Annotated in this window: 23 protein-coding genes; 15 read left to right on the top strand and 8 right to left on the bottom strand. The window is 69.4% G+C overall.

Annotation, left to right across the window (positions count from 1 at the left end; translation table 11 throughout):
* Positions 1-296 precede the first annotated feature (296 nt).
* Both OG306_RS13630 and OG306_RS13625 read left to right on the top strand, forming a co-directional pair.
* A complete protein-coding gene (locus OG306_RS13630; RefSeq protein WP_406735274.1) occupies positions 297-2,153 on the top strand; it encodes a DUF305 domain-containing protein in 1,857 nt (618 codons plus the stop codon).
* 264 nt (positions 2,154-2,417) lie between these two features.
* Positions 2,418-3,905, top strand: coding sequence for a multicopper oxidase family protein (locus tag OG306_RS13625; RefSeq protein WP_266746447.1), 1,488 nt, complete (start codon positions 2,418-2,420; stop codon positions 3,903-3,905).
* A 239-nt stretch (positions 3,906-4,144) separates the two neighbouring features.
* Here OG306_RS13625 and OG306_RS13620 read toward each other — a convergent pair whose 3' ends face one another.
* The gene (locus OG306_RS13620; protein WP_371665343.1) at positions 4,145-5,770 is read right to left on the bottom strand and encodes a tetratricopeptide repeat protein; all 1,626 of its coding nucleotides are present in this window, start codon (positions 5,768-5,770) and stop codon (positions 4,145-4,147) included.
* A gap of 97 nt (positions 5,771-5,867) precedes the next feature.
* Between OG306_RS13620 and OG306_RS13615 the strand changes: the two genes are divergently transcribed.
* Positions 5,868-7,235, top strand: a complete 1,368-nt coding sequence (locus tag OG306_RS13615; protein ID WP_266906532.1) for an FAD-binding oxidoreductase — start codon at positions 5,868-5,870, stop codon at positions 7,233-7,235.
* 29 nt (positions 7,236-7,264) lie between these two features.
* On the opposite strand, the gene OG306_RS13610 is transcribed toward OG306_RS13615, so the two are convergent.
* On the bottom strand, positions 7,265-7,741 hold the full coding sequence (locus tag OG306_RS13610) for an SsgA family sporulation/cell division regulator (RefSeq protein WP_266746445.1): 477 nt from the start codon (positions 7,739-7,741) through the stop codon (positions 7,265-7,267).
* A gap of 212 nt (positions 7,742-7,953) precedes the next feature.
* On the opposite strand from OG306_RS13610, the gene OG306_RS13605 reads away from it, so the two are divergent.
* Positions 7,954-9,609 carry an RDD family protein gene (locus OG306_RS13605; RefSeq protein WP_371665342.1) on the top strand — a complete coding sequence of 552 codons (1,656 nt, stop codon included), beginning with the start codon at positions 7,954-7,956 and terminating at the stop codon, positions 9,607-9,609.
* A 299-nt stretch (positions 9,610-9,908) separates the two neighbouring features.
* Positions 9,909-10,643 (top strand): RDD family protein, encoded by a 735-nt coding sequence (locus tag OG306_RS13600; RefSeq protein ID WP_371665341.1) that lies wholly within the window; start codon positions 9,909-9,911, stop codon positions 10,641-10,643.
* Between the two features lie 81 nt (positions 10,644-10,724).
* On the opposite strand, the gene OG306_RS13595 is transcribed toward OG306_RS13600, so the two are convergent.
* A complete protein-coding gene (locus OG306_RS13595) occupies positions 10,725-11,090 on the bottom strand; it encodes a hypothetical protein (protein ID WP_266746442.1) in 366 nt (121 codons plus the stop codon).
* A 371-nt stretch (positions 11,091-11,461) separates the two neighbouring features.
* On the opposite strand from OG306_RS13595, the gene OG306_RS13590 reads away from it, so the two are divergent.
* Together OG306_RS13590 and OG306_RS13585 are read left to right on the top strand one after the other, a co-directional pair.
* Positions 11,462-13,861, top strand: coding sequence for an immune inhibitor A domain-containing protein (locus OG306_RS13590; RefSeq protein ID WP_371665340.1), 2,400 nt, complete (start codon positions 11,462-11,464; stop codon positions 13,859-13,861).
* A gap of 124 nt (positions 13,862-13,985) precedes the next feature.
* On the top strand, positions 13,986-14,384 hold the full coding sequence (locus tag OG306_RS13585) for a hypothetical protein (RefSeq protein ID WP_266906539.1): 399 nt from the start codon (positions 13,986-13,988) through the stop codon (positions 14,382-14,384).
* 70 nt (positions 14,385-14,454) lie between these two features.
* On the opposite strand, the gene OG306_RS13580 is transcribed toward OG306_RS13585, so the two are convergent.
* Positions 14,455-15,039 carry a nicotinamidase gene (locus OG306_RS13580; protein WP_327349778.1) on the bottom strand — a complete coding sequence of 195 codons (585 nt, stop codon included), beginning with the start codon at positions 15,037-15,039 and terminating at the stop codon, positions 14,455-14,457.
* A gap of 235 nt (positions 15,040-15,274) precedes the next feature.
* Positions 15,275-16,603: a nicotinate phosphoribosyltransferase gene (locus OG306_RS13575; protein WP_371665339.1), complete on the bottom strand. Its 1,329-nt coding sequence runs from the start codon at positions 16,601-16,603 to the stop codon at positions 15,275-15,277.
* 78 nt (positions 16,604-16,681) lie between these two features.
* Between OG306_RS13575 and clpS the strand changes: the two genes are divergently transcribed.
* The 7 genes from clpS (at position 16,682) to OG306_RS13540 (ending at position 21,627) form a co-directional block, all read left to right on the top strand.
* Positions 16,682-16,996, top strand: coding sequence for an ATP-dependent Clp protease adapter ClpS (clpS, locus tag OG306_RS13570; RefSeq protein WP_266906545.1), 315 nt, complete (start codon positions 16,682-16,684; stop codon positions 16,994-16,996).
* 87 nt (positions 16,997-17,083) lie between these two features.
* A complete protein-coding gene (locus OG306_RS13565; RefSeq protein ID WP_266746436.1) occupies positions 17,084-17,668 on the top strand; it encodes a DUF2017 domain-containing protein in 585 nt (194 codons plus the stop codon).
* Between the two features lie 323 nt (positions 17,669-17,991).
* Positions 17,992-19,431, top strand: coding sequence for an amino acid permease (locus OG306_RS13560; RefSeq protein WP_266746435.1), 1,440 nt, complete (start codon positions 17,992-17,994; stop codon positions 19,429-19,431).
* A gap of 135 nt (positions 19,432-19,566) precedes the next feature.
* Positions 19,567-19,998: a M67 family metallopeptidase gene (locus tag OG306_RS13555; protein ID WP_266746434.1), complete on the top strand. Its 432-nt coding sequence runs from the start codon at positions 19,567-19,569 to the stop codon at positions 19,996-19,998.
* Between the two features lie 157 nt (positions 19,999-20,155).
* The gene (locus tag OG306_RS13550; protein ID WP_266752738.1) at positions 20,156-20,281 is read left to right on the top strand and encodes a putative leader peptide; all 126 of its coding nucleotides are present in this window, start codon (positions 20,156-20,158) and stop codon (positions 20,279-20,281) included.
* A gap of 117 nt (positions 20,282-20,398) precedes the next feature.
* Positions 20,399-20,677, top strand: a complete 279-nt coding sequence (locus tag OG306_RS13545; RefSeq protein ID WP_327349781.1) for a MoaD/ThiS family protein — start codon at positions 20,399-20,401, stop codon at positions 20,675-20,677.
* On the top strand, positions 20,677-21,627 hold the full coding sequence (locus OG306_RS13540; protein ID WP_327349782.1) for a PLP-dependent cysteine synthase family protein: 951 nt from the start codon (positions 20,677-20,679) through the stop codon (positions 21,625-21,627). The genes OG306_RS13545 and OG306_RS13540 overlap by 1 nt, the downstream gene beginning before the upstream one ends.
* 105 nt (positions 21,628-21,732) lie before the next feature.
* On the opposite strand, the gene OG306_RS13535 is transcribed toward OG306_RS13540, so the two are convergent.
* Positions 21,733-22,239 carry a type II toxin-antitoxin system PemK/MazF family toxin gene (locus OG306_RS13535; protein ID WP_266746431.1) on the bottom strand — a complete coding sequence of 169 codons (507 nt, stop codon included), beginning with the start codon at positions 22,237-22,239 and terminating at the stop codon, positions 21,733-21,735.
* Positions 22,240-22,416: 177 nt separating this feature from the next.
* Here OG306_RS13535 and OG306_RS13530 point away from each other — a divergent pair, with 177 nt between their 5' ends.
* On the top strand, positions 22,417-23,169 hold the full coding sequence (locus OG306_RS13530) for an MBL fold metallo-hydrolase (RefSeq protein ID WP_266746430.1): 753 nt from the start codon (positions 22,417-22,419) through the stop codon (positions 23,167-23,169).
* A 93-nt stretch (positions 23,170-23,262) separates the two neighbouring features.
* Here OG306_RS13530 and OG306_RS13525 read toward each other — a convergent pair whose 3' ends face one another.
* On the bottom strand, positions 23,263-24,528 hold the full coding sequence (locus OG306_RS13525; RefSeq protein WP_266746429.1) for a PTS transporter subunit EIIC: 1,266 nt from the start codon (positions 24,526-24,528) through the stop codon (positions 23,263-23,265).
* A gap of 260 nt (positions 24,529-24,788) precedes the next feature.
* Positions 24,789-26,099 carry a PTS transporter subunit EIIC gene (locus tag OG306_RS13520; protein ID WP_266746428.1) on the bottom strand — a complete coding sequence of 437 codons (1,311 nt, stop codon included), beginning with the start codon at positions 26,097-26,099 and terminating at the stop codon, positions 24,789-24,791.
* Between the last annotated feature and the right edge of the window lie 178 nt (positions 26,100-26,277).

Below are 26,277 nucleotides of genomic sequence, written 5' to 3'. Positions count from 1 at the left end.
CTCGGGCGGACATTCGAGATCACCGGGGGGGGCGCCGGGTCAGCGACGCGGGCTGGTGCCTGGTGCGCCGGCAGTCCGTGCAGCCCGATCGGAGGCGGGCTCGCATGTGCGGCCCCGCGGGTCACCTGCCTGCGCGCCTGAAGGCGACAACCCTTCGGCGACCGAAAAGACTGGCGTTTCAGCCCTCAGTCCGGGGATGTCAGGACGCCGCTCCGTACGCAGGCGCGGAAGGCAGGGAGAAAATTGTGGCATACAGCGCATATCGTCGGCTCCGTATCACCGGTATAGCGGGAGTCATGGTGTGGGGCCTCATCGCCTGCCAGGCCGGACAGGCGCCCGACTCACCACCTGCGCACATGGCTCACGCGAGCAGCTCGCACAGCCCCTTCGCCGCAGAGATGGACGCGAGCATGGAGACCATGGCGAAGGCCATGGCGGACGCTCCCATGACCGGTGACACCGACCGTGACTTCGCGGCCATGATGGTCCCTCACCACCAAGGGGCCATCGCCATGGCCAAGGCGGTTCTGGAGCACGGCAAGGATCCCGTCCTGCGCAGGCTGGCCGAGGAGATCATCGTCACCCAGCAGCAGGAGATCGGTGTGATGAGGAGCCGCCTGGCGGCAACGCCCGTGGCTCACCGGGACGCGTCTCAGGCAGTGACGCGAGGGGGGAGGGAAAGGCCCGCGCCGGAAGCCGACCCGGGTGAGCCACCGGGGGTGATCCCCATATCGGGCCGGGATCGTGTCTACACCTCCGATCAGACCTCCAACACTGTCTCGGTGATCGACCCTGCCGCCAACCGGCTTCTGGGGGTGATTCGCCTAGGTGATCCGGTGCCCGGATCGCTCAGCCCGTTGTACCGCAATCAACTGCTCGTCCACGGTGGGGGCTTCTCCCCGGACCACCGGACGCTGGCCGCCGTCTCCATCGGCTCCAACTCGGTGACCCTCATCGACACGGCGACCAACAAGGTCAAGGGCGTCGTGTACGTCGGCCGTTCCCCGCACGAGGCGTTCTTCACGCCCGACGGCAAGGAACTGTGGGCCACCGTCCGAGGCGAGAGCTATGTGTCGGTGATCGATCCCGTGCGAATACGGGAGAAGCGCCGCGTCACCACGGCCAACGGGCCGGGCATGGTTCTGTTCCGGCCGGACGGCAGGTACGCCTTCGTGCCCTCCAGCTTCACCCCGGAGCTGGACGTCGTGGACACCAGGACTTACCGGGTCGTGGCCCGGGTGCCGCAGGCCAGTCCGTTCTCACCCAACCTGGCGGTGAGCCGGGACGGCACTGAGGTGTGGTTCACGCTCAAGGACAGTGGCAAGACCCAGGTGATGAGTGCCCGTCCGCCCTTCCGTATCCTCGCGACCATCGACAGCGGGCCGATATCCAACCACGCCACACTCGTCGACAACCGTGCCGGCCGATTCGCCTACGTGACCGTGGGCGGCGAGAACGTGGTCAAGGTCTACCGGCGCGGCCGGACCCCGGCCCTGGTGGCCACCATTCCCACCGGCGACCTGCCGCACGGCATCTGGGGCTCCGGCGACGGCACGCGGGTCTACGTCGGCCTGGAGAACCAGGACGCCGTCGCGGCCGTCGACACCGTCAAGAACAAGGTGATCGCCACGATCCCAGTGGGCCAGCAACCACAACAGTTGCTGTACGTACCGAACGCCGTCCCGTACGGCAAGGGCACGGCGAACCTGCAACCCCTCGGGACCGCGGGCCAGGCCGGCCACCTCACGCTCTCCGCGCCCAAGGGTGAGGGCGGGCGCGCGCATGCCACCGTCTCGGTCAACGCGCTCGGCGCCCTCGACCTGCTCCAGGCCGCGGCGACGGGACTGGCGCCCGGTAAGACGTACACACTCTGGCTCACGGAGCACCGCACTGCGCCCTTCGGTCACAAGCAGGCGCTCACCATGTTCACCGCCAACGCCGCGGGTGCACAGGTCAGTCAGTCGGTCGGGCTGCTCCGCGAGGTGCTGACGCCGCCCGGGCCAGGGAAGTCCGAGCCCAGCCGACGCTTCCTCGTCATCACCCTGGCAGGCAGCGACACACCGGTCGCCGTGCAGGAGAGCTCCCGTTCCATGCCGACCCCACCGGGCCCGTCACCGGAACCGGCCCCCGCCGCGGGTGCAATACGGCGCTGAGGCGCAGTCACCTTGTTGACCGTGTGATCACCTGTATCACCGGCACCGTGAAGGCCGTCCATCCCTCCAACCTCCCCACGAGGCAGGAGAATCCCCATCCCCGACGGGCGATCGCCGCCAGGGCAATTCGAGTGAACGGCGGCACCGTCCAGGTGCGGCTGGGCGCATCGACACCCCCGCCATTCATACGATCCGCCAATAGTGTGACATTCGCTCCCGGCTGGGCAGTCACCCGCCCGGCCGCACGGACCCCTTGGGAGAGACGTGACCCGGTCCAACACCCGTTTCCCGCTGCCCCTGACGGTCACGGTGCTCGCCGTTGCCGGACTGTCGGGCGGCGCGGGGCACACACCGACGGAGTACTCCCACACCCCGTACGGTCTCGCGGCGACGGCCGGCTCCGCCCAAGGAGGCGTCGGCCCTCTGCTCAAGGACCCGCCGGAGGTCGTCAGCCGCGGTGGCCTGCTCAAGACGACCATCGTCGTGGAGCGGCGCAAGGTCCAGGTCGGCGACCGCCAGTTGTACGCGACGACGTACAACGGTGCCTACATGCCGCCCACCTTGCGCGTGCGGCCGGGCGACCGCATCGACCTGACCATGGTCAACAAGACCGACAAGTACACCAACCTGCACACGCACGGACTCATGGTCTCGCCACGCGCCCCCGCCGACGACATCTTCATCTCCATCAAGTACGGGCACTCGTACCACTACGCCTACCAGCTCCCGCGGGATCACCCCACCGGCACCTTCTGGTACCACTCACACGCCGACATGCTGTCCGCCGCCCAGGTCGCCGGTGGGGAGTCGGGCATCATCGTCGTCGAGGGCCTGAAGCGGTACCTGCCACCGTCGCTGCGCCGCATCACCGAGCACACCATCGCGCTCAAGGACGACCAGGTCGAGGGCGACGCGATCAAGACCCACCCCTTGAGTATCGGGGCGTCCACCAACCGCACGGTCAACGGCCAGCAGAACCCGGTGATCCACATCCGGCCGGGGGAGACCCAGCTGTGGCGTCTGGCCAACATCGGCGCGAACATCTACTACAAGCTGCACCTGCCGGGCACTCGCTTCCATGTGATCGCCCAGGACGGTGCTCCAGTACGCAGGACCTACGCCAAGGACACCCTGCTCATCCCCGCCGCCTCACGCTTCGACGTTCTGGTCCAGGGCGGCGCTCCCGGCACGGCTCGACTGGAGACGCTGCCGTACAACACGGGCCCGGCGGGAAACCAGTTCCCCCAGGTCGACCTCGCGACCGTCGTCACCGGCGGCACGCCCATGCCCCGGGCGGCGATCCCGAGCCGTTTCGCCCCGCAGGAGGACCTGAGCAACGCGAAGATCGCGGCCCGCAAGACGATGGTCTACACGGAGAACACGGCGGGCACGGTCTTCTACATCAACGGCCGGACGTTCGACCCGAAACGGACCGACTTCACCTCCACCCTCGGCACCGTCGAGGAGTGGACCGTCCGCAACGACAGCGACGAGGACCACAGCTTCCACCTGCACACCGACCACTTCCAGTTGATGAGCACCAACGGGAAGGCCGAGGATCCCTCCCACAGCGTGTACGACACGGTGAACGTGCCCAGGCGCGGTGCCATCGTTCTCCGCGTCCACTTCACGCATTTCACCGGCAGGACGGTGCTGCACTGCCACATCCTCAACCACGAGGACATGGGCATGATGGCCGTCCTCGACATCGCCCCGCCCCGCGCCCGTCACCAGGAGACGCCCGGCAAGTGACCGCTGATGGCCGACGGCACACGAGCCTCAGCCGCCGGACCGGGGATCCACGCAGCTCCTGCCGACGCCACGATGCGGGCCACCCCGACCTGGAAGCCGCCCCCGCTACGTCACCGCTCCCGGCGAGCCGGTCCCGGTGGCATGGAAGGGAGGCCGCCGGAGGGCCCGCGCATCGTGGGCCCTCCGGCGACCGAACCGATCGGCCGCCGTCAGCGACGACTCGGCGCCGCTGAAGCGCGCTACGGCTTCGCGGGCGCCATGGCCGGAGGGCCGCCCGCCGGAGGGCCGCCCAGCAGGTCCAGGGCCTCCTTGGCCGCCGGGCCCTCCAGCGGTGAGAAGTGCGGGTTGATGCGCAGGGCCTCCGCCAGATTGCGGCGCGCCGGGCCGTAGTCCTTCAACGCCTGCTGGATCGCGCCCAGATGGGACGCGTACGAGGCGATCTGCTTCCCCGCGCCGACCGCACGCGTCGCGTACGGCAGGGCATCGGACGAGTCGCCGGACAGATGCAGCGCCCAGCCCAGCGCGTCCGCCATCGCCGCGCTGCGGTGCTGCCGGGCCCACTCCGCGTTCAGCACGGTCACCGCCGCCGCCGGGTCCCCGTGAGCGGCCTCGAAACGGCCGCGCAGGAGGGCGTTGTCCACGCCCTGGCCGTCGCCGCGCGCGAGAGCCTCGCGGAGCTGCGCGTACTGGCTTTGGGCATCCTCGTCCCGGCCCAGCGACTCGTACAACTCGCCCAGGTCCAGCAGGTATTCGGGCCGGGGCAGACCGGCCAGCGCCGCCTTGTAGTCGCGTTCCGCGTCGTCCGTGCGGCCGAGCGCCGCCAGCGCCGCGGCCCGGCCCGCGAGCGACGCGTAGTGGTCGCGGTCGGTCCGCAGCGCCGCGCTGTACTGCGTGACCGCCTCCTCGGGCTCGCCCCGTTCCCAGGCCAGTTGGCCCAGCAGATGCAGGCACTGCGCCTTCTGCGCCGCCGTGGTGGCCCGGTCCGCCGCGTCCTGCGCGCCCGCCAGCGCGTTCTCGCGCCAGCCGCGGTCCCGGTCCATCCGCGCCGTCCGCAGGAGCGCCGCGGCGCCGGGGCGCAGTGCCGCGAACCGCTCCACCGCCGTGCGCGAGGCCTTGTAGTCGCCGAGGCCGTTGTACGCGTCGATCAGCGCCGGGTACACCGTCCACTGCTTCGGCTGCTGCGCCCGTACCGTCTCGCCCCACTTCTTCGCCAGGGCGAAGTCGCGCCGGGCGTTGGCGAGCGTCGCGAGCCCCACCAAGGCCGCCGTGTTCCCGTTCTCACCCGGCTCGACGTTCAGCGAGCGCTTCAGCGCCTCCTCGGCCCGGCCGAAGTACGCCTCGTCCGCGGACCGCTGCCCCCACTCCACGAAGGCCGTGCCGAGCAGCGCCCACGACTTCGCGTCGGCAGGATGCGTACCCACCCACTGCTGCCGGTCCCCGATCAGCGCCGTCAGATCGGAGAGCGAGGCGGGATAGCCCATGTCCGACGCCTTCAGGGCACGCGAAACCGGACCCGGCGCGGGCGGCGGCGCGGACTTCTTCTCGTCCTCCGGCACGGCCACCACCGCACCGGTCACCAGCACCGCCCCCGCCACCACACCCATGGCCGCCCTGCGCAGCGTCGTACGCAGCGAGAGGGGCGGCAGCTCGGCCGACGACACCGGGTCCGGGGACGCCAGGTCCAGCGGCGCCGGGTCCATGGATGCCGGGTCCGGGGACGCCAGGTCCAGGGGCGCCGGGTCCATGGGTACGGGGTCGGTTCCTGCGGGCTCAGGGGGAGGGCCAAGGGGCGGGCCAGGGGGAGAGTCAGGGGGAGGCTTCGTCGAATCGACGGACTCGGGGGGCTGCTGCGGCATGACATCCATGCCGATCACTCTGCGTCAGTATGAAGAGCACACCGCGCCTTGCGAAGGCTGCCGCAGACGGGTTCACACCAATGGGCCCGGGTGCCACGCTTGGATCATGAATGGACTTCTCGAACACCTGCGTGCGGGGCTGCCGGCCGAGGCCCTGATCACCGATCCGGATGTCACTGTTTCGTACGCCCACGACATGGCGAGCTTCTGTGAGGCGGGGACGCCCGCCGTCGTCGTGCTCCCGCGCACGGTCGAGCAGGTCCAGCACGTCATGCGCACGGCAACGGCCCTGCGCGTCCCGGTCGTCCCGCAGGGCGCCCGTACCGGTCTGTCGGGCGCGGCCAACGCCTCCGACGGCTGCATCGTGCTGTCCCTCGTGAAGATGGACCGGATCCTGGAGATCAACCCGGTCGACCGGATCGCGGTCGTCGAGCCCGGTGTCGTCAACGCGGTGCTTTCGCGGGCGGTCGACGAACAGGGTCTGTACTACCCGCCGGACCCCTCCAGCTGGGAGATGTGCACCATCGGCGGCAACATCGGCACCGCGTCCGGCGGCCTGTGCTGCGTGAAGTACGGGGTCACCGCCGAGTACGTACTCGGCCTGGAGGTCGTCCTCGCCGACGGGCGCCTGCTCACCACCGGCCGCCGCACCGCGAAGGGCGTCGCGGGATACGACCTCACCCGGCTCTTCGTCGGCTCGGAGGGCAGCCTCGGCATCGTCGTCAAGGCCGTGCTCGCGCTGAAGCCCCGGCCGCCGCAGCAGCTGGTGCTGGCCGCCGAGTTCCCGAGCGCGGCGACCGCGTGCGACGCGATCTGCCGGATCATGGAGCGCGGTCACACTCCGTCACTCCTCGAACTGATGGACCGTACGACGATCCGCGCCGTCAACAAGATGGCCAACATGGGCCTGCCCGACACCACCGAGGCACTCCTGCTCGCCGCCTTCGACACCCCGGACCCGTCGGCCGACCTGGCCGCCGTCGGCGAGCTGTGCACCGCGGCGGGCGCCACCGAGGTGGTCCCGGCCCAGGATGCCGCCGAGTCCGAAATGCTGCTCCAGGCCCGGCGGATGTCGCTCACCGCGCTGGAGACCGTCAAGTCGGCCACGATGATCGACGACGTCTGCGTACCGCGCTCGAAGCTCGGTGCGATGCTCGAAGGCACCGCCGCCATTGCCGAGAAGTACGGCCTCACCATCGGCGTCTGCGCGCACGCGGGCGACGGCAACACCCACCCCGTCGTCTGCTTCGACCACACGGACGCCGACGAGTCCCGGCGGGCCCGCGAATCCTTCGACGAGATCATGGGGCTCGGCCTGGAACTCGGCGGCACGATCACGGGTGAACACGGCGTCGGCGTACTGAAGAAGGAGTGGCTCGCGCGTGAGCTCGGTGAGGTGGGCGTCGAACTGCACCGGGGCATCAAGCAGGTCTTCGACCCGCTGGGGCTGCTCAACCCGGGCAAGGTGTTCTGACGGCCGACGGGGAGCGCGGCCACGCCTGCTCACGCGTCGCCGCCCTGCGAATCGTCCGCCACCCACGGGTCGCTGAGCCACAGGTCGTCGGCCGGCTGCGGCGCGAGCAGCTCGGCGAGACCTTCGTCGATGCCGAGCCGCTCGGTCTCCGTACCCGGCGGAACCAGCCGCAGGGTCCGCTCCACCCAGGCGGCCACGGCGGCGGACGGCACCTCCAGCAGGGCGTCGCCGTCGGGCGAAGTCAGCGCCACGAAGAGGACGTTGCGCCGGTCGGCCTTCGTCGGCCAGATCTGCACGTCCCCGTGACCGCACGGCCGGAACACGCCCTCGATGAGCAGATCGCGGGCGAACGTCCAGTGGACGGGGAAGTCGGAGCCGATGTGAAAGGCGATGTGCACGGCGTACGGATCCGCCGTGCGGTACGTCAGCAGGGTGGGAACGGGAATGCTGTGATCGGGCGACAGAACCAGCTTGAGCTGCAGCTCGCGCTCCACGACGGTGTGCATGAGTGCGTCCTTTCGGTGCCTGTGGGCCGGTCCCGCGACCGGTCCGCACAGGGAGAGAGCGCCCTCCACGCCAACTATGACGCGACTTCCGGAAAGAATTTCCGGGTGACCGAAAAGTGGTCCAAACCCCTGGACCGGCCCGGGGGTGGGCGGACGTCTGATAGATGTGGACCCGTTGTATTGAGGCCTCGAAGAGATACGGGACCACGGTGATGAGCGCCCCAACCCCGGCACCCGGTGACGAAAGCCCCCATGAGGGGTATTACCCCGACCCGTCCATTCCCGGATATGTCCGGTACTGGAACGGCGCTTCGTGGGTTCCCGGCACGAGCCGGCCCGCCCCCCAGCAGGGCGAGTCGATGCCCGGTTCGCCCGCCGGAGCGGCGGCCGAACCGCCGCCGAGCCCGCAGCCGTCGGTCGCGGCGCCCGCGCCGGCCGACGCGCCGGTGGACGAGACCGGTCCGGTCTACCTCGACGAGGAACCGCACGCGGACAACCACCGGGAACCGGCCACCGCTTGGCAGGCCGACGCCTCCCGGCAGACCGGCTTCGGCGGCGAACGCGACCGACGGGTCTCCTGGGGCGGCACCGGGCAGGCCGGTGCACAGGGCGACCCGGACCGGCAGGGCGACCCGGACCGGCAGGGCGATCAGCGTGAGCCGTCGGCGCCGGAGTCCGGCTCGGTGGCGGAGTCCGGGCGGGATCCGCGTACACCTGCGGACCGCACCCCCGCCGGCCGTGTCCCCGCGGTCCGTGCCCCGGCCGATCCGGTCCCGGCCGACCGTGCCCCCGCGCTCCGGACACCCGCCGACCTCACCCCCGTGGACCCGCGTCGGCCGGCTTCGCCGGAGCCGACGGGCGGTGCGCTGCCCGCCCTGCGCGACGGCGGCGGCCAGATCCCCGAGAACACCGTCGCGATCCGGGTCGACCGCCCGGGCCGCGCACCTGCTTCCCGGTCGGCGGAACAGGCGCCCGCGGACGGGACGATGGCGATCCGCGCGATCGGACCCGGCACCCCCGCGCAGACACCACCGCAGGTGCCACGGCGCACGGCGGCCCAGCCCCCCGCGCAATCCGCCGCTCCCGCTCCCGCCCCCGCCCCGAACCCCGCTTCCGGCCCCGGCGGTGCCACCCCCTGGGCGCAGCAGGTCCACCAGCTCGCCCAGCCCGACCAGATGGCCCGCCCCCAGCCACAGACTCACCAACCCCAGCAGCCCCAGGTTCACCAACCCCAGCAACCCCAGGCTCACCAACCCCAGCAGTCCCTGCAGCCGCGGCAACCCCACCCCCAGTTCGGTGCGCAGGGCGGGCAGCCCGATCAGCCTGTCGTGCCCTGGAAGCCGCCGGTCGACGACCCCTTCCAGCAGCTCGTACAGGCCCAGGCGGCGGCCAGGCCCGCCGGGCTCGGGAAGCGGTTCGCCGCGCGGCTCGTCGACACGGTCGTGCTGGGCGCACTCGTCGGCGCGATCGGCTTCCCGCTCCTCTCACACGCGATGGACCACATCGACGAGAAGATCAACGCGGCGAAGCTGTCCGGTGAGACGGTCACCGTCTGGCTGGTGGACTCCACCACGGCCGGTCTGTTCGGTGCGGTGCTCGGCGCGTTCTTCGTGCTCGGTGTGCTGCTGGAGGCACTACCGACCGCGAAGTGGGGCCGTACGCTCGGCAAGAAGCTCTGCGGACTCGACGTGCGGGACATCGAGTCCCACGAGACCCCGTCCTTCGCCGCCGCGCTGCGCCGCTGGCTGGTCTACGGCCTGCTGGGCGTCCTGGTGGTCGGGGTGGTCAACGTGCTGTGGTGCCTGATCGACCGGCCGTGGCGCCAGTGCTGGCACGACAAGGCGGCGCGCACCTTCGTCGCCGGCTGAGAGGCTGTCGGGCGACCTCCGATCGGGCGGCCACGCCCTGGCACGCACGCTTCCCGCGTTGCCGAAATGCCCTAGTAGCTCCGCTACGAGGACATCCCGGCGCCTTGGAATCGCACGCACCAGACCGCGTCCGCTTTCCGACCGGAGGTCGCCCGACAGCCTCTGACTCCGTGCCCCGGCCCGTGGAGGGCACTCCTCCGGCGGACGGCCCATTGGGTGAGGACCTGCGGCGGATGCCCCGTTCCCCCGAACGCACCTGAGCCGTTGCGGGCACCTCCGGGCCGGGGTGCACTGCCCCCATGAGCAACGATCAGCCGACGTCCGGTCAGCCGCCCGAGGAGGACCCGTTCCTCAAGAAGTCCCAGGGGTCTCAAGGGCCGGAGGGGCCGCAGGGGCCCCAAGGACCGAAAGAGCCGCAGGGGCCGTCGTCGGGCTCGCCCTACGGGGGCACTCCGCCGCCTCCGCCGCCCGGGACGCCGCCGGGGCCACCGCCGCCGTACGGTCCCGGTGCCTACGGCGGCGGTGGCCCGTACGGGGGTGTGGATCCGCTGGCCGGTATGCCGCCGCTGGGCGAGCCCGGCAAGCGGATTCTGGCCCGGCTGATCGACTTCCTCATCATCTCGATTCCGCTGTATCTGATCTCGCTGCCGTGGGGCGGGGCGGTCGAGATGAACGACAACAGCAGCAACAACGGCGTCAGCAATGTCTTCAGCCAGACGTACAGCGGGCACCAGCTGCTCTGGTCGCTGATCGGTCTGGTGGCCTACGTCGCGTACGACACGTACTTCACGCACAAGGACGGCCGGACCGTCGGCAAGCGGCTGCTGAAGCTGCGGGTCGCGATGCTCAACGACGGCCGGGCGCCGGACACCGGGTCGGCGTTTCTGCGGGCCGTGGTGCTGTGGCTGCCGGCGCTGCTGTGCTGCTTCTGCGTGTGGTGGCTGATCAACATCGTGTTCATGTTCACGGACAAGCCGTACCGGCAGGGCCTTCACGACAAGGCGGCGAAGACGGTGGTCGTCCAGACGGACTGAGTCGCTGCCGCGCCCTACGGCCTCGGTCTCCGTACCGGCTCGGTCATCGAGCCCGTACGGAGACCGGGGCCGTGTCCGTGCTCAGCGCCGCAGGGAATGCTCGCCCATCAGCTCGTCCGCCCGCGCCGCGGCGCGCTGTCCGGCCGTGCGGGCCTGCGGGACCGGGGCCCGGACGTCGTCGCGGGCGAGGCCCTCGGCCTCGACGGCGGCGGAGACCGGATCGTGGTTCGTGCGCGCTGCGGCCCCGGCCTTCGCGGACTTCGTTGTTTTCGCCTGGGACGGGTGGGGTACGGTCACGGCCACCAGCAGGCCGAGCGCGAGAGCTACGGTCCCGATGACGGCGATGCCGAGGCCCGAACCCGTACGGGAGAGCAGCAGCATGGCGAGGGTCGAGAAGACGACGGTGGCCGAACCGTAGGAGAGCTGTGCGGCAGTGATACGCGGCATGGCGGTATCCGTCCTCGGGGCATCGGATGGGCAGTCTCTCGACACGGTCGCACTGTCAAGCGACTCTACGACGGTGGATGCCCGAGCGGAACCGGTAGTAAGCATCGCCTAACCCACGGTACCGGTGCACGGGGGGCGCACGGAGTCATTCCGTGCTTCAACCCTCGGCTATGACGCGCCGGTTGCCCGCATGGGGAGCGTTCGAATAACGGAAATGTGCTCCTGCATAGTGCACTTGGTCTGTTCAAGTCAAGATCTGTCTTTTCTCTCGCAACTCCGGTCGAATGTCGTCACTTGTGACGCGTATCCGCGCGCGGCCCCTCTACTCCACGCCAGGCCGCAGCCGCGGGCGCCGGGGAGGACTGCATCAAGTGACCAGTAACAGACGGGCGCTTCGCGCCGCTGCGGTTGTCGTGGCCATGGCCGCGACCGCCGCTACGGCGTCGGCTTTCGCCACAGCCCAGGCAGATGACCACACGTCGGGGGCGAAGGCACCCGTGGTCGAGCGCCGCGATCCGGGCTCGGCCAAGGGCGACTCGCACGACCTGCAGGGCCCCTTCAGCAAGCAGCAGGACGCCCAGCGTCAGGCCGCCCTGGAGCAGGTCATAGCGGGCGACAAGAAGGTGTCGACCCGCGACGGCTCCAAGGTCGTCAAGCTCGACGACAAGAAGTACGTCGAACTCGGCCGCGAGAAGACCGACAAGATCTTCACGATCCTGGTCGACTTCGGCGACAAGGTCGACAACACGACCATGTACGACCCGGACGGCGACGGCCCCGCGCCGGCCGTTCCGAAGTACGGCGGCACGCCCGGCCCGGCGCACAACCAGATAGCCAAGCCGGACCCCAAGAAGGACAACAGCACCGCCTGGCAGGCCGACTACAACCAGGCGCACTTCCAGGACCTCTACTTCGGTACGGGTGCCGGCAAGAACTCGCTGAAGACGTACTACGAGAAGACGTCCTCCGGGCGCTACTCGGTCGACGGCCAGGTCTCCGACTGGGTCAAGGTGCCGTACAACGAGGCTCGTTACGGGTCCAACTACTGCGGCTCGACCAACTGCGCCAGCGTCTGGGACATGGTCCGCGACGGCGTGAACGCCTGGGCCGCCGACCAGAAGGCCAAGGGCCGTACCGCGGACCAGATCAAGGCCGACCTGGCGCAGTACGACCAGTGGGACCGCTACGACTACGACAACGACGGCGACTTCAACGAGCCGGACGGCTACATCGACCACTTCCAGATCGTCCACGCCGGTGAGGACGAGTCCGCGGGCGGCGGCGTGCAGGGCACCGACGCCGTCTGGGCGCACCGCTGGTACGCCTACGGCACCGACGCCGGCGCGACCGGCCCGGCCTACAACAAGGCCGGCGGCACCGAGATCGGTGACACCGGCATGTGGGTCGGCGACTACACCGCGCAGCCCGAGAACGGCGGCCTGGGTGTCTTCGCCCACGAGTACGGCCACGACCTGGGCCTGCCCGACCTGTACGACACCACCAACCGCGCCGAGAACTCGGTCGGATTCTGGTCCCTGATGTCGGCCGGCTCCTGGCTCGGCACGGGCAAGGGCCAGATCGGTGACACGCCCGGCGACATGACCGCCTGGGACAAGCTCCAACTGGGCTGGCTCGACTACGACGAGGCCAAGGCCGCGACGAAGTCCACCCACAAGCTGGGCGTGTCCGAGTACAACACCAAGGACAAGCAGGCGCTCCTCGTCACGCTGCCCGAAAAGCCCGTCACCACCGCTGTCACGAAGCCCGCCGAGGGCTCCAAGCAGTGGTGGAGCGACATGGGCGACAACCTGAACAACACCCTCACCCGTTCGGTCGACCTGACCGGCAAGTCCAAGGCATCCCTGGACCTCGCGGGCTTCTGGGACATCGAGAAGGACTACGACTTCCTCTACACCGAGGTGTCGGACAACGGCGGCACCAGCTGGACCGCGATCGACGGCACGGCCGACGGCAAGGCGATCCCGCGCGACGCCAGTGACAAGCCGGCCCTGACCGACGTCTCCGGCACGTACCAGCAGCTCTCCTACCCGCTGGACGCCTACGCGGGCAAGAAGATCGACATCCGCTTCCGGTACACCACCGACGGCGGCGCGGGCGGCATCGGCTTCGCGGCCGACACCATCTCGGTCACCGCCGACGGCACCGTGATCTTCTCGGACAACGCCGAGGGCGACGACAACGGCTGGACCGCCAAGGGCTTCTCCCGCGTCGGCGACTCGTTCACCAAGGACTACCCGCAGTACTACATCGCGGAGAACCGCCAGTACGTCAGCTACGACCAGACCCTCAAGGTCGGCCCGTACAACTTCGGCTTCTCCACGACCCGTCCGGACTGGGTCGAGCACTACCCGTACCAGAACGGTCTGCTCATCTGGCAGTGGGACACCTCCCAGAAGGACAACAACGTCTCCACCCATCCGGGCAAGGGCCTGATCCTGCCGATCGACGCGCACGCCAAGCCGCTGAAGTGGGCGAACGGCACGGTCATCCGCAACAAGATCCAGCCCTTCGACGCGCCCTTCAGCCAGCGCGCGACCGACGGCTTCACGCTGCACAACGCCGACGTGCCGGTGCAGATCAAGTCGCAGCCCGGCGTCCCGGTCTTCGACGACCACAAGGGAACCTACTGGTACGAGGAGAACAAGACCGGAAGTGTTCAGGTCACTGACACGAACACCCGGATCACGGTCGTCAGCGAGCCGAACGACGGCTCGAAGATGATCGTCAAGGTTGAGGCCTCGCACAAGTAGTCCGGCATCACCACAGGTCAGAGCTTGATCGGCCGTCGCCCTCTAGCGGGCGGCGGCCGATCGTGTTTAGGTGCCTCTTGGTCAGATCCTTATTGACACGACGTCTCACGGGGGAGCGCAGAACATGGCAGGCGGAGGGTTCAGCAAGCTGCCGAACGGCAGCGTGGTCGTCGCGATCACCCTGACCGGCCCGACGGACGGAGCGGGTCCGGGCGCCCCGATCCGGGTCCTGGTGCACGCGGTCAACCGGGCCCGCGCGCTGACCCGGCTGCGCAATCTGGGCCTGCGCGCCGTCTACCTGCGGGGCAACGCCGAGCCGCCCACCCCGGACGAGATCACCGCCGTGCTGCACCACCCGGACGGGGTGCTCTGGCGGGCGAGACCGGAGCGGGCCCAGGAGCTCTGGCACCCGATCCGCGCGCTGCTCCGCCCGGCCGTAACGGCCGTGACGGCCGTGTCGCCCGGGCCTGCGGGGGCGTCCGTGCCGGGCATGCGCGCCCTACCCGCCCGCCGTCCGGCCTGAGCTGAGCCTGATGCCTGATGAGGCGCCGTGGGGGCGCGGGCGGCGCGCTCCGTGCGGGGCGTGAGGGCTCTTACACCACCGGCTTGCCGGAGAGCTTCACGCCCACCCTGCGGAGCTCCTCCAGTGCCCGGTCCGTGGACGCCTCGGCGACCCCGGCGGTCAGGTCGAGCAGCACATGCGTGGTGAAGCCCGCCCGGACCGCGTCCAGCGCCGTCGCCCGCACGCAGTGGTCGGTCGCGATGCCGACCACGTCGACCTCGGTGACCCGGCGGTCCCGCAGCCAGTCCGCCAGCCCGACGCCGTTCTCGTCGAGGCCCTCGAAGCCGCTGTACGCCGCGGCGTAGGCCCCCTTGTCGAACACCGCGTCGATCGCCCCCGACGCGACCGCGGGGGCGAAATTCGGGTGGAAGCCCACCCCCTCCGTACCGGCGACGCAGTGCGGCGGCCAGGAGCGCTCGAAGTCCGGCTGGTCGGAGAAGTGGCTGCCCGGGTCGATGTGGTGGTCGCGGGTGGCCACCACGTGGCGGTACCCGGCCTGGGCCTCGCCGATCAGGTCGGTGATGGCGGCGGCGACATCGGAGCCCCCCGCCACGGCGAGACTCCCGCCCTCGCAGAAGTCGTTCTGTACGTCCACGACGATCAAGGCGCGGTGCATGGCGGGTGTCCTTCGGTGGGGGACGGTCGGCGGGTCATGGGGGGCGTATTCGAGCCTAGAGACTCGGGAGCGGCTACGGGAGGTGACGTAGTCAAGCGTCTGCGGTGATTCCGGCGATCGCAGACGAACCGGCCACCGAACGGCCCCGGTCGCACCCTCCTCACCAGTCCCGTTCCGGCTCACCCGCCCCGTCCCCGCCCCCGTTCCCGGCTCCGTCGGATGTACACAGACGTACTCAGATGTACTCCGTGGGAATGACGGGCTCGCCGCGGGACAGCTGCATCGCGGACATCGGCAGCCCCGCCCGCGCCGCCATGTGCCGCTCGCGCGCCGCGTCCAACGGCTCGCGGGCGATCACCTCACCGCCCCTGACCAGTTCGACCAGCAGCTGCCGCTCGGCCAGCTCCGCCGGTACGGGACCGGTGCCGATCACCTCGGCCTCGGCCACCCCGCTCTCGTCCAGCCGGCGCGCCGCCCACTTGCGACCGCCCACCGACGACTTCGAACTGAGCGACTTCTTGGCGACCGCGCGCAGCGGCTCCGCCGGGTCGGCCGATCCGGCGCGGGCGACCAGCTTGTAGACCATCGAGCAGGTCGGCTGCCCGCTGCCGGTCACCAGCTGCGTGCCCACCCCGTACGCGTCGACCGGGGCGGCGGCCAGCGAGGCGATCGCGTACTCGTCCAGATCGGACGTCACCACGATCTTCGTCCCGGTGGCGCCCAGCTCGTCCAGTTGCTGCCGCACCCGGTGCGCGACCAGCAGCAGGTCCCCGGAGTCGATCCGTACCGCACCCAGTTCCGTCCCGGCGACCTCGACCGCCGTACGGACCGCCTCGGCGACGTCGTACGTGTCGACCAGCAGCGTCGTGCCCCGGCCCAGCGAGTCCACCTGCGCCCGGAACGCGTCGCGCTCGGTGTCGTGGAGCAGCGTGAAGGCGTGGGCGCTCGTCCCGACGGTCGGGATGTTGTAGCGGAAGCCTGCGGCCAGGTCGGAGGTGGTGTCGAAGCCGCCGATGTACGCGGCACGCGCGGAGGCCACCGCCGACAGCTCGTGGGTGCGCCGTGCACCCATCTCGATCAGCCCGCGGCCGCCCGCGGCGGCGGACATCCGCGACGCAGCGGCGGCGATCGCCGAGTCGTGGTTGAGGATCGACAGGATCACCGTCTCCAGCAGCACACACTCGGCGAAGGAGCCCTCGACCCGCAGGATGGGCGAGCCGGGGAAGTACACCTCGCCCTCCGGGTAGCCCCAGATGTCACCGCTGAAGCGGTTGTCGGCCAGCCAGTCGAGCGTGGGTCCGTCGACGACGTCCTGTTCGCGCAGGAAGGTGAGCATCTCGTCGTCGAAGTGGAAGTTCTCCACCGCGTCCAGCACGCGTCCGATGCCCGCGACGACGCCGTAGCGGCGCCCCTCCGGCAGCCGGCGGGTGAACGCCTCGAAGACCGAGTGCCGCTCGGCCGTACCGGCCTTCAGCGCGGCCTGCACCATCGTGAGCTCGTACTGGTCGGTGAAGAGCGCGGTCGACGGCACACCGACCCGTCGCCCAAGGTCCGCAGAGTTCATGGTCCGGATGCTACCCCTATTTCGTCAGAGTGACGAGATCTCGGGTCGTTTGTGCGATGACCCCTCCTGGGTGGCAGCATGGGGTGGGTGAGTGTCGCCCCTACAGAGATCGAGCGTCCCGAATCGGCCGAGGACAGCCGCGTCGTCCCCGAGCCCGACGTCCCCTGGGTGACGCTGGTCCACAACGACCCGGTCAATCTCATGAGCTATGTGACCTATGTCTTCCAGGCCTACTTCGGCTACTCCAAGGACAAGGCCCACAAGCTGATGCTGGACGTCCACCACAAGGGCCGGGCCGTCGTCTCCAGCGGCAGCCGCGAGGAGATGGAACGCGACGTCCAGGCCATGCACCGCTACGGACTGTGGGCCACCCTCACCCAGGACCGCAACTAGTGCCGTGACCGGCCAGGTGTGCCCGCAGGGGTGCCGGGCCGGTCCGATCCTCCTCTGCCCCGCCCGACCCACCATCGGAGAGAACCCATGGCCGGCCACTTCAAGGCCACCCCCGACGGCGGCGCGGCCGTCGCGCTCGACGAGGTGGAGATCGCGATCCTGCGCTCCCTCGCCGTCCAGCTGCTGGAACTGATCGGCCCCGGCGACGAACCCGCCGAGGGCGAGGACCCGCTCGCCGCGCTCTTCGCCGAGGGACCCAGCGAACCGCCCGCCGACCCCGCCCTGGCCCGCCTCTTCCCCGAGGCGTACGGCGACGAGGACACCGAGGTGCGCGCCGCGTCCGCCGAGTTCCGCCGCTTCACCGAGAACGATCTGCGCGCCCGCAAGCGCGAGGACGCCCTCACGGTCGTACGCACCCTGGACGCCCTCACGGCCGAGAGGGACGGCGGCGCCGTACTCACTCTCTCCGCCGACGAATGCCGCAACTGGCTCGGCGCCCTCAACGACCTCCGGCTGACCATCGGCACCCGACTGGAGGTCACCGACGACGACGAGGGAGAGGCAGGCTCCCTCTACCGGCTGCCCGACAGCGATCCGCGCAAGCCGATGGTCATGGCCTATCTCTGGCTCGGCGCGCTCCAGGAAACCCTCGTGGAAACCCTGATGCCGTAGTTCCGCAGTTCCATAGTTCCGCAGTTCCATAGTTCCGGATTTCGTAGTTCTGCGGGTTCGCGGTTCCGCAGTTCCCTGGTTGCGCGTGGATGTCCCGAGGCCGCGCGACGGGTGCTCGTGCACGCGATGGGCGTACGCGTCACCTGAACGGCCACCTGAACGGCCACTTTCATGGTGACCGGAAATTCCCGGTCGTTCTTCCCTCGCCGTAGGCCGGACCACGTCCGGTGCGTCACCCGTCTGCCTCCGACAAGTGTTCACGGTCGCCCGAGGACACCGACCCTGTTCCCAAGGGCACGGCACGGATCGGTGGGGAGCGGCACATGACATCGGCGCAGGTGGACGAGGGACAGGACGGCCGGCCGGCCGCGGCGGTCACGGATGCCGGCCCGGCGGGCGAGGGATACCGGCGGGCCCTCGGCGCCCGGCAGATCCAGATGATCGCCATCGGCGGAGCCATCGGCACCGGCCTCTTCCTCGGTGCGGGAAAGGCGATCTCGAAAGCCGGACCCAGTCTCGTCCTGGCCTATGCCGTCGCGGGTCTGGTGATCTTCTTCATCATGCGCGCCCTGGGCGAACTCCTCATGTACCGCCCGGTGTCGGGCTCCTTCTCGGAGTACGCCCGCGAATTCATCGGCCCCTTCGCCGGCTTTGTCACCGGGTGGACCTACTGGCTGTTCTGGGTCGTCACCGGAATCACCGAAGTCACCGCGGCAGCCCAGTACATGACGTTCTGGTTCGCCCTTCCGCAATGGGTCTCGGCACTGGTCTTCACGGTCATTCTGTACGGCGTGAACCTGATCTCCGTAAAGCTCTTCGGGGAACTCGAATTCTGGTTCTCGATGGTCAAGGTGACCGCCATCGTCGGCATGATCCTCATCTGCGCCGGGATTCTCACCCTCGGCTTCTCCGACGCCGGGGACACCGCGTCCGTCACCCACCTCTGGGCCGACGGCGGCTTCTTCCCGCACGGCATCAAGGGCACCCTGATGACCCTGCAGATCGTGATGTTCGCCTTCCTCGCCGTGGAACTCGTCGGCGTCACCGCGGGTGAGTCCAAGGACCCGAAGACCGTCCTGCCCAAGGCCATCAACACCGTGCCGTGGCGCATCGCCGTCTTCTACGTCGGCGCCCTCGTCATGATCCTCTCCGTGGTCCCGTGGACCGCGTTCAAGCCCGGCATCTCACCGTTCGTCGCCGCGTTCGAGGAAATGGGCCTCGTCGTCGGCGCCGGAATCGTCAACTTCGTCGTGCTGACCGCGGCCCTCTCCTCCTGCAACTCCGGCATGTACTCCACCGGCCGCATGCTCCGCGACCTCGCGCTCAACGGCCAGGGCCCGCAGTTCTTCACCCGGCTCACCGGGAGCGGCACCCCGCTCATCGGCACCACCTTCTCCGCCGCCCTGATGCTCGTCGGCGTCTGGATCAACTACCAGTGGCCCGGCGACGCCTTCACCTACGTCGTCTCCTTCGCCACCATCTCCGGCATGTGGGCCTGGATCATGATCCTCTGCTGCCAGATCCGCTACCGCGGCCTCGCCGACCGCGGCGTGCTCCCGCGGTCCACGTTCCGGGCCCCAGGCGCCCCGTACACCAGCGTCTTCGCACTGGCCTTCATCGGCTTGGTCATCGTGATGATGGGCATCGACAAGGACACCAGGATCTCGCTGTACTGTGCCCCGCTCTGGGCGCTCCTGCTCGGCATCTCGTACGTGGTGCTCAAAGCCCGCAACCCCGCGAACAAGGCCTTCGAGAAGAGCTGAGACCACCCGTGGGCGAGCCCCCGATCCACCGTCGAGCCGCCCCGGCGTACCGGCCGCCCCGCAGTCGCGTCCACCATGCGGGCCTCCGCGTACCACCCCTCGGTACGCCGGGGCCCGCATGCCTATCCTGGCGCCATGCTGACCATCACCCAGGCGCTCTACGACCAGATCGTCGCGCATTCCCGCGCCGACCACCCCGACGAGGCGTGCGGCGTGGTCGCGGGCCCGGCCGGAACCGGCCGGGCCGAACGGTTCATCCCCATGCTCAACGCCGCCCGCTCGCCCACCTTCTACGAGTTCGACTCGGCCGACCTCCTCAAGCTCTACCGCGAGCTGGACGACCGCGACGAGGAGCCGGTGATCATCTACCACTCCCACACCGCGACCGAGGCCTATCCCTCCCGCACCGACGTCACCTACGCCAACGAACCCGGCGCCCACTACGTCCTCGTCTCCACCGCGGACACCGACGACGCGGGCCCCTTCCAGTTCCGCTCCTACCGGATCGTGGACGGCGAGATCACCGAGGAGGACATCGAGGTCGTCGAGGCGTACGAACCCGCCTGACCTCGTCACATCGCCCGACCCGGCACGCCACCGGCCGGACGGGACCGGCTGCACCGAGGTCCCGTCCACCACGGCCCTGTCCACCCACCGAACGCCCATCATCCATCAGGTGAGATCACACTCCAGATCGCGGACCGGGAATCGATACGATGACCGCATGGTTCCCCATGACGTGAGCGACAGGACGCCGGGCACGCTGCTCGTCGCGCGGCTGCACGTCGACCTGTGCAGGCTCTCCAGCGCGATCTGTACGTGCCGCCTGCCCGCCGGCCACAAGGCCTGAGCCGGGCTCGCGGCACCGCGAACACCCATGCGCCACGCACCAACCCCCGCGCGGGGGCAGAACCGCGCGCCCACGCCACCTCCCCGCTTCGATCTGCTTGAGACAGGAGCCCACGCCATGGCCATCGAGGTCCGCATCCCGACCATCCTCCGCACCTACACCGACGGCGCCAAGGCCGTCGAGGGCAACGGAGACACCCTCGCCGACCTCTTCACGGACCTGGACAGCCGCCACAAGGGCATCCGTGAGCGCATCGTCGACGGGAACGAACTCCGCCGCTTCGTGAACGTCTACCTCAACGACGAGGACGTCCGCTTCCTCGACGGCATCTCGACCAAGCTCAGCGACGGCGACAGCGTCACCATCCTCCCGGCCGTCGCCGGCGGCATGAACTGATGCGCTACGACAGCCCGCTCGCCGCAGTGGGCAACACCCCGCTCGTCCGCCTGCCGCGGCTGTCACCGTCGGACGACGTCCGCCTCTGGGCCAAGCTGGAGGACCGCAACCCCACCGGCTCGATCAAGGACCGCCCCGCGCTCCACATGGTCGAACAGGCCGAGAAGGACGGCCGGTTGACCCCCGGCTGCACCATCCTGGAACCCACCAGCGGCAACACCGGCATCTCGCTCGCCATGGCGGCCAAGCTCAAGGGCTACCGCATCGTGTGCGTCATGCCGGAGAACACCTCCCAGGAACGGCGCGACCTGCTCGCCATGTGGGGCGCCGAGATCATCTCCTCCCCGGCGGCGGGCGGCTCCAACACCGCCGTACGCGTCGCCAAGGAGCTGGCCGCCGAGCACCCCGACTGGGTCATGCTCTACCAGTACGGCAACCCCGACAACGCGGGTGCCCACTACGCCACCACCGGCCCGGAGATCCTCACCGACCTCCCGTCCATCACCCACTTCGTGGCCGGCCTCGGCACCACCGGCACACTCATGGGCGTCGGCCGCTACCTGCGCGAGCACAAGCCGGACGTCAAGATCGTCGCCGCCGAACCCCGCTACGACGACCTCGTCTACGGGCTCCGCAACCTCGACGAGGGCTTCGTCCCCGAGCTCTACGACGCCTCGGTCCTCACCACCCGCTTCTCCGTCGGTTCGGCGGACGCCGTCACCCGCACCCGCGAACTCCTCCAGCAGGAGGGCATCTTCGCGGGCGTCTCCACCGGCGCCGCACTCCACGCCGCGATCGGCGTCGGAAACAAGGCCGTCAAGGCGGGGGAGCAGGCCGACATCGTCTTCGTCGTCGCGGACGGCGGCTGGAAGTACCTGTCGACGGGCGTCTACACCGCCCCCACGACGGAAGAGGCCATCGAAACCCTGCACGGTCAGCTCTGGGCATAACCTCAGCTCCGGGCAGAACCCCGGGGCTCGAACGCCGGACGAGCCGAACCACCGGCCCGTCCGGCGTTCGAGCCCCGGGTCCGCCCCACCTCGCCCCACCCCACCTCACCCGAGCTTCCGCACCCGCTCCCAGACCCCCGCGTCCACCACCCCCACCAGCCGCCGGAAGCCCCGCAGGGCGACCTCCCGCAGCTCATCCGTCTCCAGGAAGCTCGCCCGCCCCCGCGCGTCCCCCACCGCCCCCGCGGGCAGTGCGATCACCCCCGGCCGCTCCTCGTGGTGCTTGCTGGTGATCTTCGCGACGAGCGCCGAGTCACCCCGTACCGACAGCACCAGACAGGGCCGGTCCTTCGTCCCCGGCCCGTCCTCGTACGGCACCTCGGCCCACCAGATCTCACCCGGCCTCGGCCTCCGCTCCGGTCCCGGCTCGCGCCCCGGCCCCGCGGGCGGACGCGTCCGCCCGCCCGGACGCCCGCCCGAGCGCGCACCCGCCGACCCGCCGCGACGCCCACCCGGCCCCCGCCCGCCTCGCCCCCGCCCATCGGCAACCGCCGCGACGAGCGCGAGCAGCACGACAACGGCAAACGCGATCCACCACCAGGACATGCTCATGTCCCGACCGTACCGGCGCCCCGGCCTCTTCCATCGAACCGGTGACAGAGCAGGTGAGTTCCCCCACAACGGACGGCCATGGAGGAGCGACCGGCTGTTTCGCGCCTTACGCTCGACAAACCGTTCAACAGACCGCACGAACCCTCCCCGTTCCCACGTCTCGGAGGTTCACGCTCCATGAAGCTCACCGTCGTCGGCTGCTCCGGCTCGTTCCCGTCCGCGGGATCGGCATGTTCGAGCTACCTCGTAGAGGCCGACGGCTTCAGGCTGCTCCTCGACATGGGCAACGGCGCCCTCGGCGAGCTGCAGCGCCATGTCGGTCTCTACGACCTCGACGCCATCTTCCTCAGCCACCTCCATGTCGATCACTGCATCGACATGTGCGCGTACTTCGTCGTCCGTTACTACCGGCACGACGGGGGCCGTCCCAGCCCCATCCCTGTCTATGGCCCCGACGGCACCGAAGAGCGGCTGACCACCGCCCACGGCGACACCCCGTCCGAGCGGGCGATGAGCGAGGTCTTCGACTTCCACACCCTCAAGCCCGGCTCGTTCGAGATCGGCCCCTTCTCGGTCCGTACGGAGAAGGTCTGCCACCCCGTCGACTCCTTCGCCATCCGGATCGAGCACGGCGGCCGCACGCTCACGTACTCCGGCGACACCGGCGCCTGCGAGGCCCTGGACGAGATCGCCGAGGGAGCCGACCTGTTCCTCTGCGAAGCATCGTTCGTCCATGGCAAGGAGGACATCCCGGACCTCCACCTCAACGGCCGCGAAGCGGGTGAGGTCGCCGCCCGTGCCGGAGTGGGACGGCTCGTCCTCACCCATATCCCGCCGTGGACCGACGCCGACCGCAACCTGGCCGACGCCCGCATGCTCTTCCGCGGACCGGTGGAAGTGGCGGCACCGGGCGCGGTCTACGAGATCTAGCCGTCCCGCACATCTCGTGCACGACGAAGCCCTCACCTCCCGAGGGGAAGGTGAGGGCTTCGTCGTGCGCCGGGGTGAGGCCCGCGGTGAGGCCTACTTCGCCTCGGCCTTGAGGAGCTCGGCAAGCTCCTCGTCGGACTCGCGGCCCGGAGTCGGCAGGTTGAACCTGGTGATCGCGAAGCGGAAGACCACGTAGTAGACCACCGCGAAGCAGAGGCCGACCAGGACCAGCAGCCACGGCTTGCTCGCGATGCCGAGGTTCAGGACGAAGTCGACCAGGCCGGCCGAGAAGCCGAAGCCGTCCTTGATGCCGAGCGCCCAGGTCAGGGCCATGGACACGCCCGTAAGGACCGCGTGGATCGCGTACAGCACCGGGGCGATGAACATGAACGTGAACTCGATCGGCTCGGTCACACCGGTGACGAACGAGGTGAGCGCGAGGGAGAACATCATGCCGCCGACGACCTTGCGGCGCTCCGGACGGGCACAGTGGACGATCGCGAGGCAGGCCGCCGGAAGGGCGAACATCATGATCGGGAAGAAGCCGGTCATGAACTGTCCGGCCTGCGGGTCACCGGCCAGGAACCGGGCGATGTCTCCGTGGGCGCCGTTGTAGTCGCCCGCCTGGAACCACGGGAACGAGTTCAGCAGGTGGTGCATGCCGACCGGGATCAGCGCACGGTTGGCGACACCGAAGATGCCCGCGCCGACGGCGCCGGAACCGACCAGCCACTCACCGAAGTTGTGCAGACCGGTGCCGAGGACCGGCCAGATCAGACCGAAGATGATGCCGATGATCAGGCCCGCGAAGGCCGACAGGATCGGGACGAGGCGACGGCCGCTGAAGAAGCCCGCCCAGTCGGGCAGCTTCGTCCGGTAGAACCGCTGGTAGATCAGGGCCACGACGATGCCTATCACGACGCCGCCGAGCACACCGGCGTTGACCGGTGCGTCGTTCATGACGATCTTGCCGTCCACGACGCTCGCGACCTGGGGCAGGCTGCTGTCGGTGAAGGTGGCGAGCACCTTCTGGAAGACCAGGTAGCCGGTGACTGCGGCGAGGGCCGTCGAACCGTCCGACTTCTTGGCGAAGCCGATCGCGATACCCACGGCGAACAGCAGCGCCATGTTGTCGAGAATGGCACCGCCGCCCGCGGCCATGTAGCCGGCGAACTTCGTGATGAACGTCGGGAACGAGTCGCGGCCGAGCATGTCCGCGTTGCCGAGACGCACCAGCAGCGCGGCCGCGGGCAGCACCGCGACCGGCAGCATGAGGCTGCGGCCGATGCGCTGCATGACCGCCATCACGCCGGCGCCCTTCTTCTTGGTGACCGCGGGTGCGGTGTCTGCCGTGGACATCAACTTCCTCCATTGGACAAGGCGCCGCCGAGGTCATTGACGGGGGGAGGCGGCGACTCGAGAAACGCGGCAGAACGCACGCGGTCTGGACCACTCAGTGGTGTAGACCAGTTGTAGCACGGTATGGGTTGGATAAGGAACCTGCAATTTGCGATTACTTCGCATGAGCCATCACCCACGCTCGGTGACATGGCGAGGGGCCCCCGGACCGCAAGGGTCCGAGGGCCTGCTCCGGCCGGGCCGAAAGCCCTGCTGAAGTGCTACTTCGTGAGGTTCCTCTCGATCTCCTCCTCCACCTCGTCGGGCTCCCGGCCCGGAGTCTGGAGATGGAACTTGATGATTGCGAACCGGAAGATCGCGTAATAGACGGCGGCGAAGACCAGGCCGATCGGAATGATCAGCCACGGTTTCGTCGCCAGACCCCAGTTGATGACGTAGTCGATCAGGCCCGCGGAGAAACTGAAGCCGTCCTTGACCCCGAGCGCCCAGGTCACCGCCATCGAGACGCCGGTGAGCACCGCGTGGATCGCGTACAGCACCGGCGCGATGAACACGAACGAGTACTCGATCGGCTCGGTGATACCCGTCACGAACGACGTCAGGGCGACCGACAGCATCATGCCGCCGACCGCCTTCCGCCGATGCGGCCTGGCGCAGTGGTAGATCGCCAGCGCCGCGGCCGGAAGGGCGAACATCATGATCGGGAAGAACCCCGAGGTGAACTGACCGGCAGTCGGGTCACCCGCCAGGAACCGGTTGATGTCACCGTGCACGACCGTGCCGTCCGGCTTGGTGAAGTCACCGAACTGGAACCAGACGAACGTGTTCAGGAACTGGTGCAGACCGATGACCAGCAGTGCACGGTTGGCGACACCGAAGATGCCCGAGCCCGCCCAGTCCAGGTCCACCAGCCACTTGGAGAAGCTGGTCAGACCGTCACCGACCGGCTGCCACACCCACGCGCACAGCGCCGCGAAGAGAAGACCGACGAACGCCATGATGATCGGCACGAGCCGGCGGCCGTTGAAGAAGCCCAGCCAGTCCACCAGCTTGACCCGGTGGTACCGCCGCCAGAACCAGGCGGCCAGCAGACCCATCACAATGCCGCCGAACACCCCGGGGTTCTGGTAACCGGCCTGCGTGACCGTGGTGTCCGACAGGACGCAGACCCCCGACCACATTCCGGCGCCGATGAACTTGGCTCCCGGGACGCAGTTCACCGGGAAGGCATGCAGTACCGCGTAATAGACGAGAAAGCCGGTCACCGCGGCGAGCGCGGTCGAACCGTCCGACTTCTTCGCCATGCCGATCGCCACACCGATGCAGAACAGCAGCGGAAGGCCGAACCCCGAGTCGAGCAGCGCGCCGCCCGCCGCCGCGAACACCTTGGCGACATTGCCCCAGTGCAGCCCCTCGTCGCCGAATACGTCCGGCTGGCCCAGCCGGTTGAGAATGCCGGCCGCCGGCAGCACGGCGATCGGGAGCTGGAGGCTGCGGCCCATCTTCTGGAGGCCCTGGAAGAGGCCGTTCCACCACGTTTTCCGTGGTGCTGCGGCACTGCTCGAGCTCATCGGCGTCCTCCCGGAACAAGGCACGGTCGGGGGTCGTTGCACAATGGTGTAGACCAGTCGGGGTACGGTGCGTAACCCGCCTGGAAGGCAGGGCATCGGTGATCGTCATCATTGGGGACGGTCCAGTCACTCGCCCGCGAAGCTGGGCCAAACGTGCGTTACGGTGACGAAACGGACC

Origin of the sequence: Streptomyces sp. NBC_01241 (assembly GCF_041435435.1) — a bacterium.
In the GTDB taxonomy this organism is placed as follows: domain Bacteria; phylum Actinomycetota; class Actinomycetes; order Streptomycetales; family Streptomycetaceae; genus Streptomyces.
This window is presented reverse-complemented; position numbering and strand designations above follow the sequence as displayed.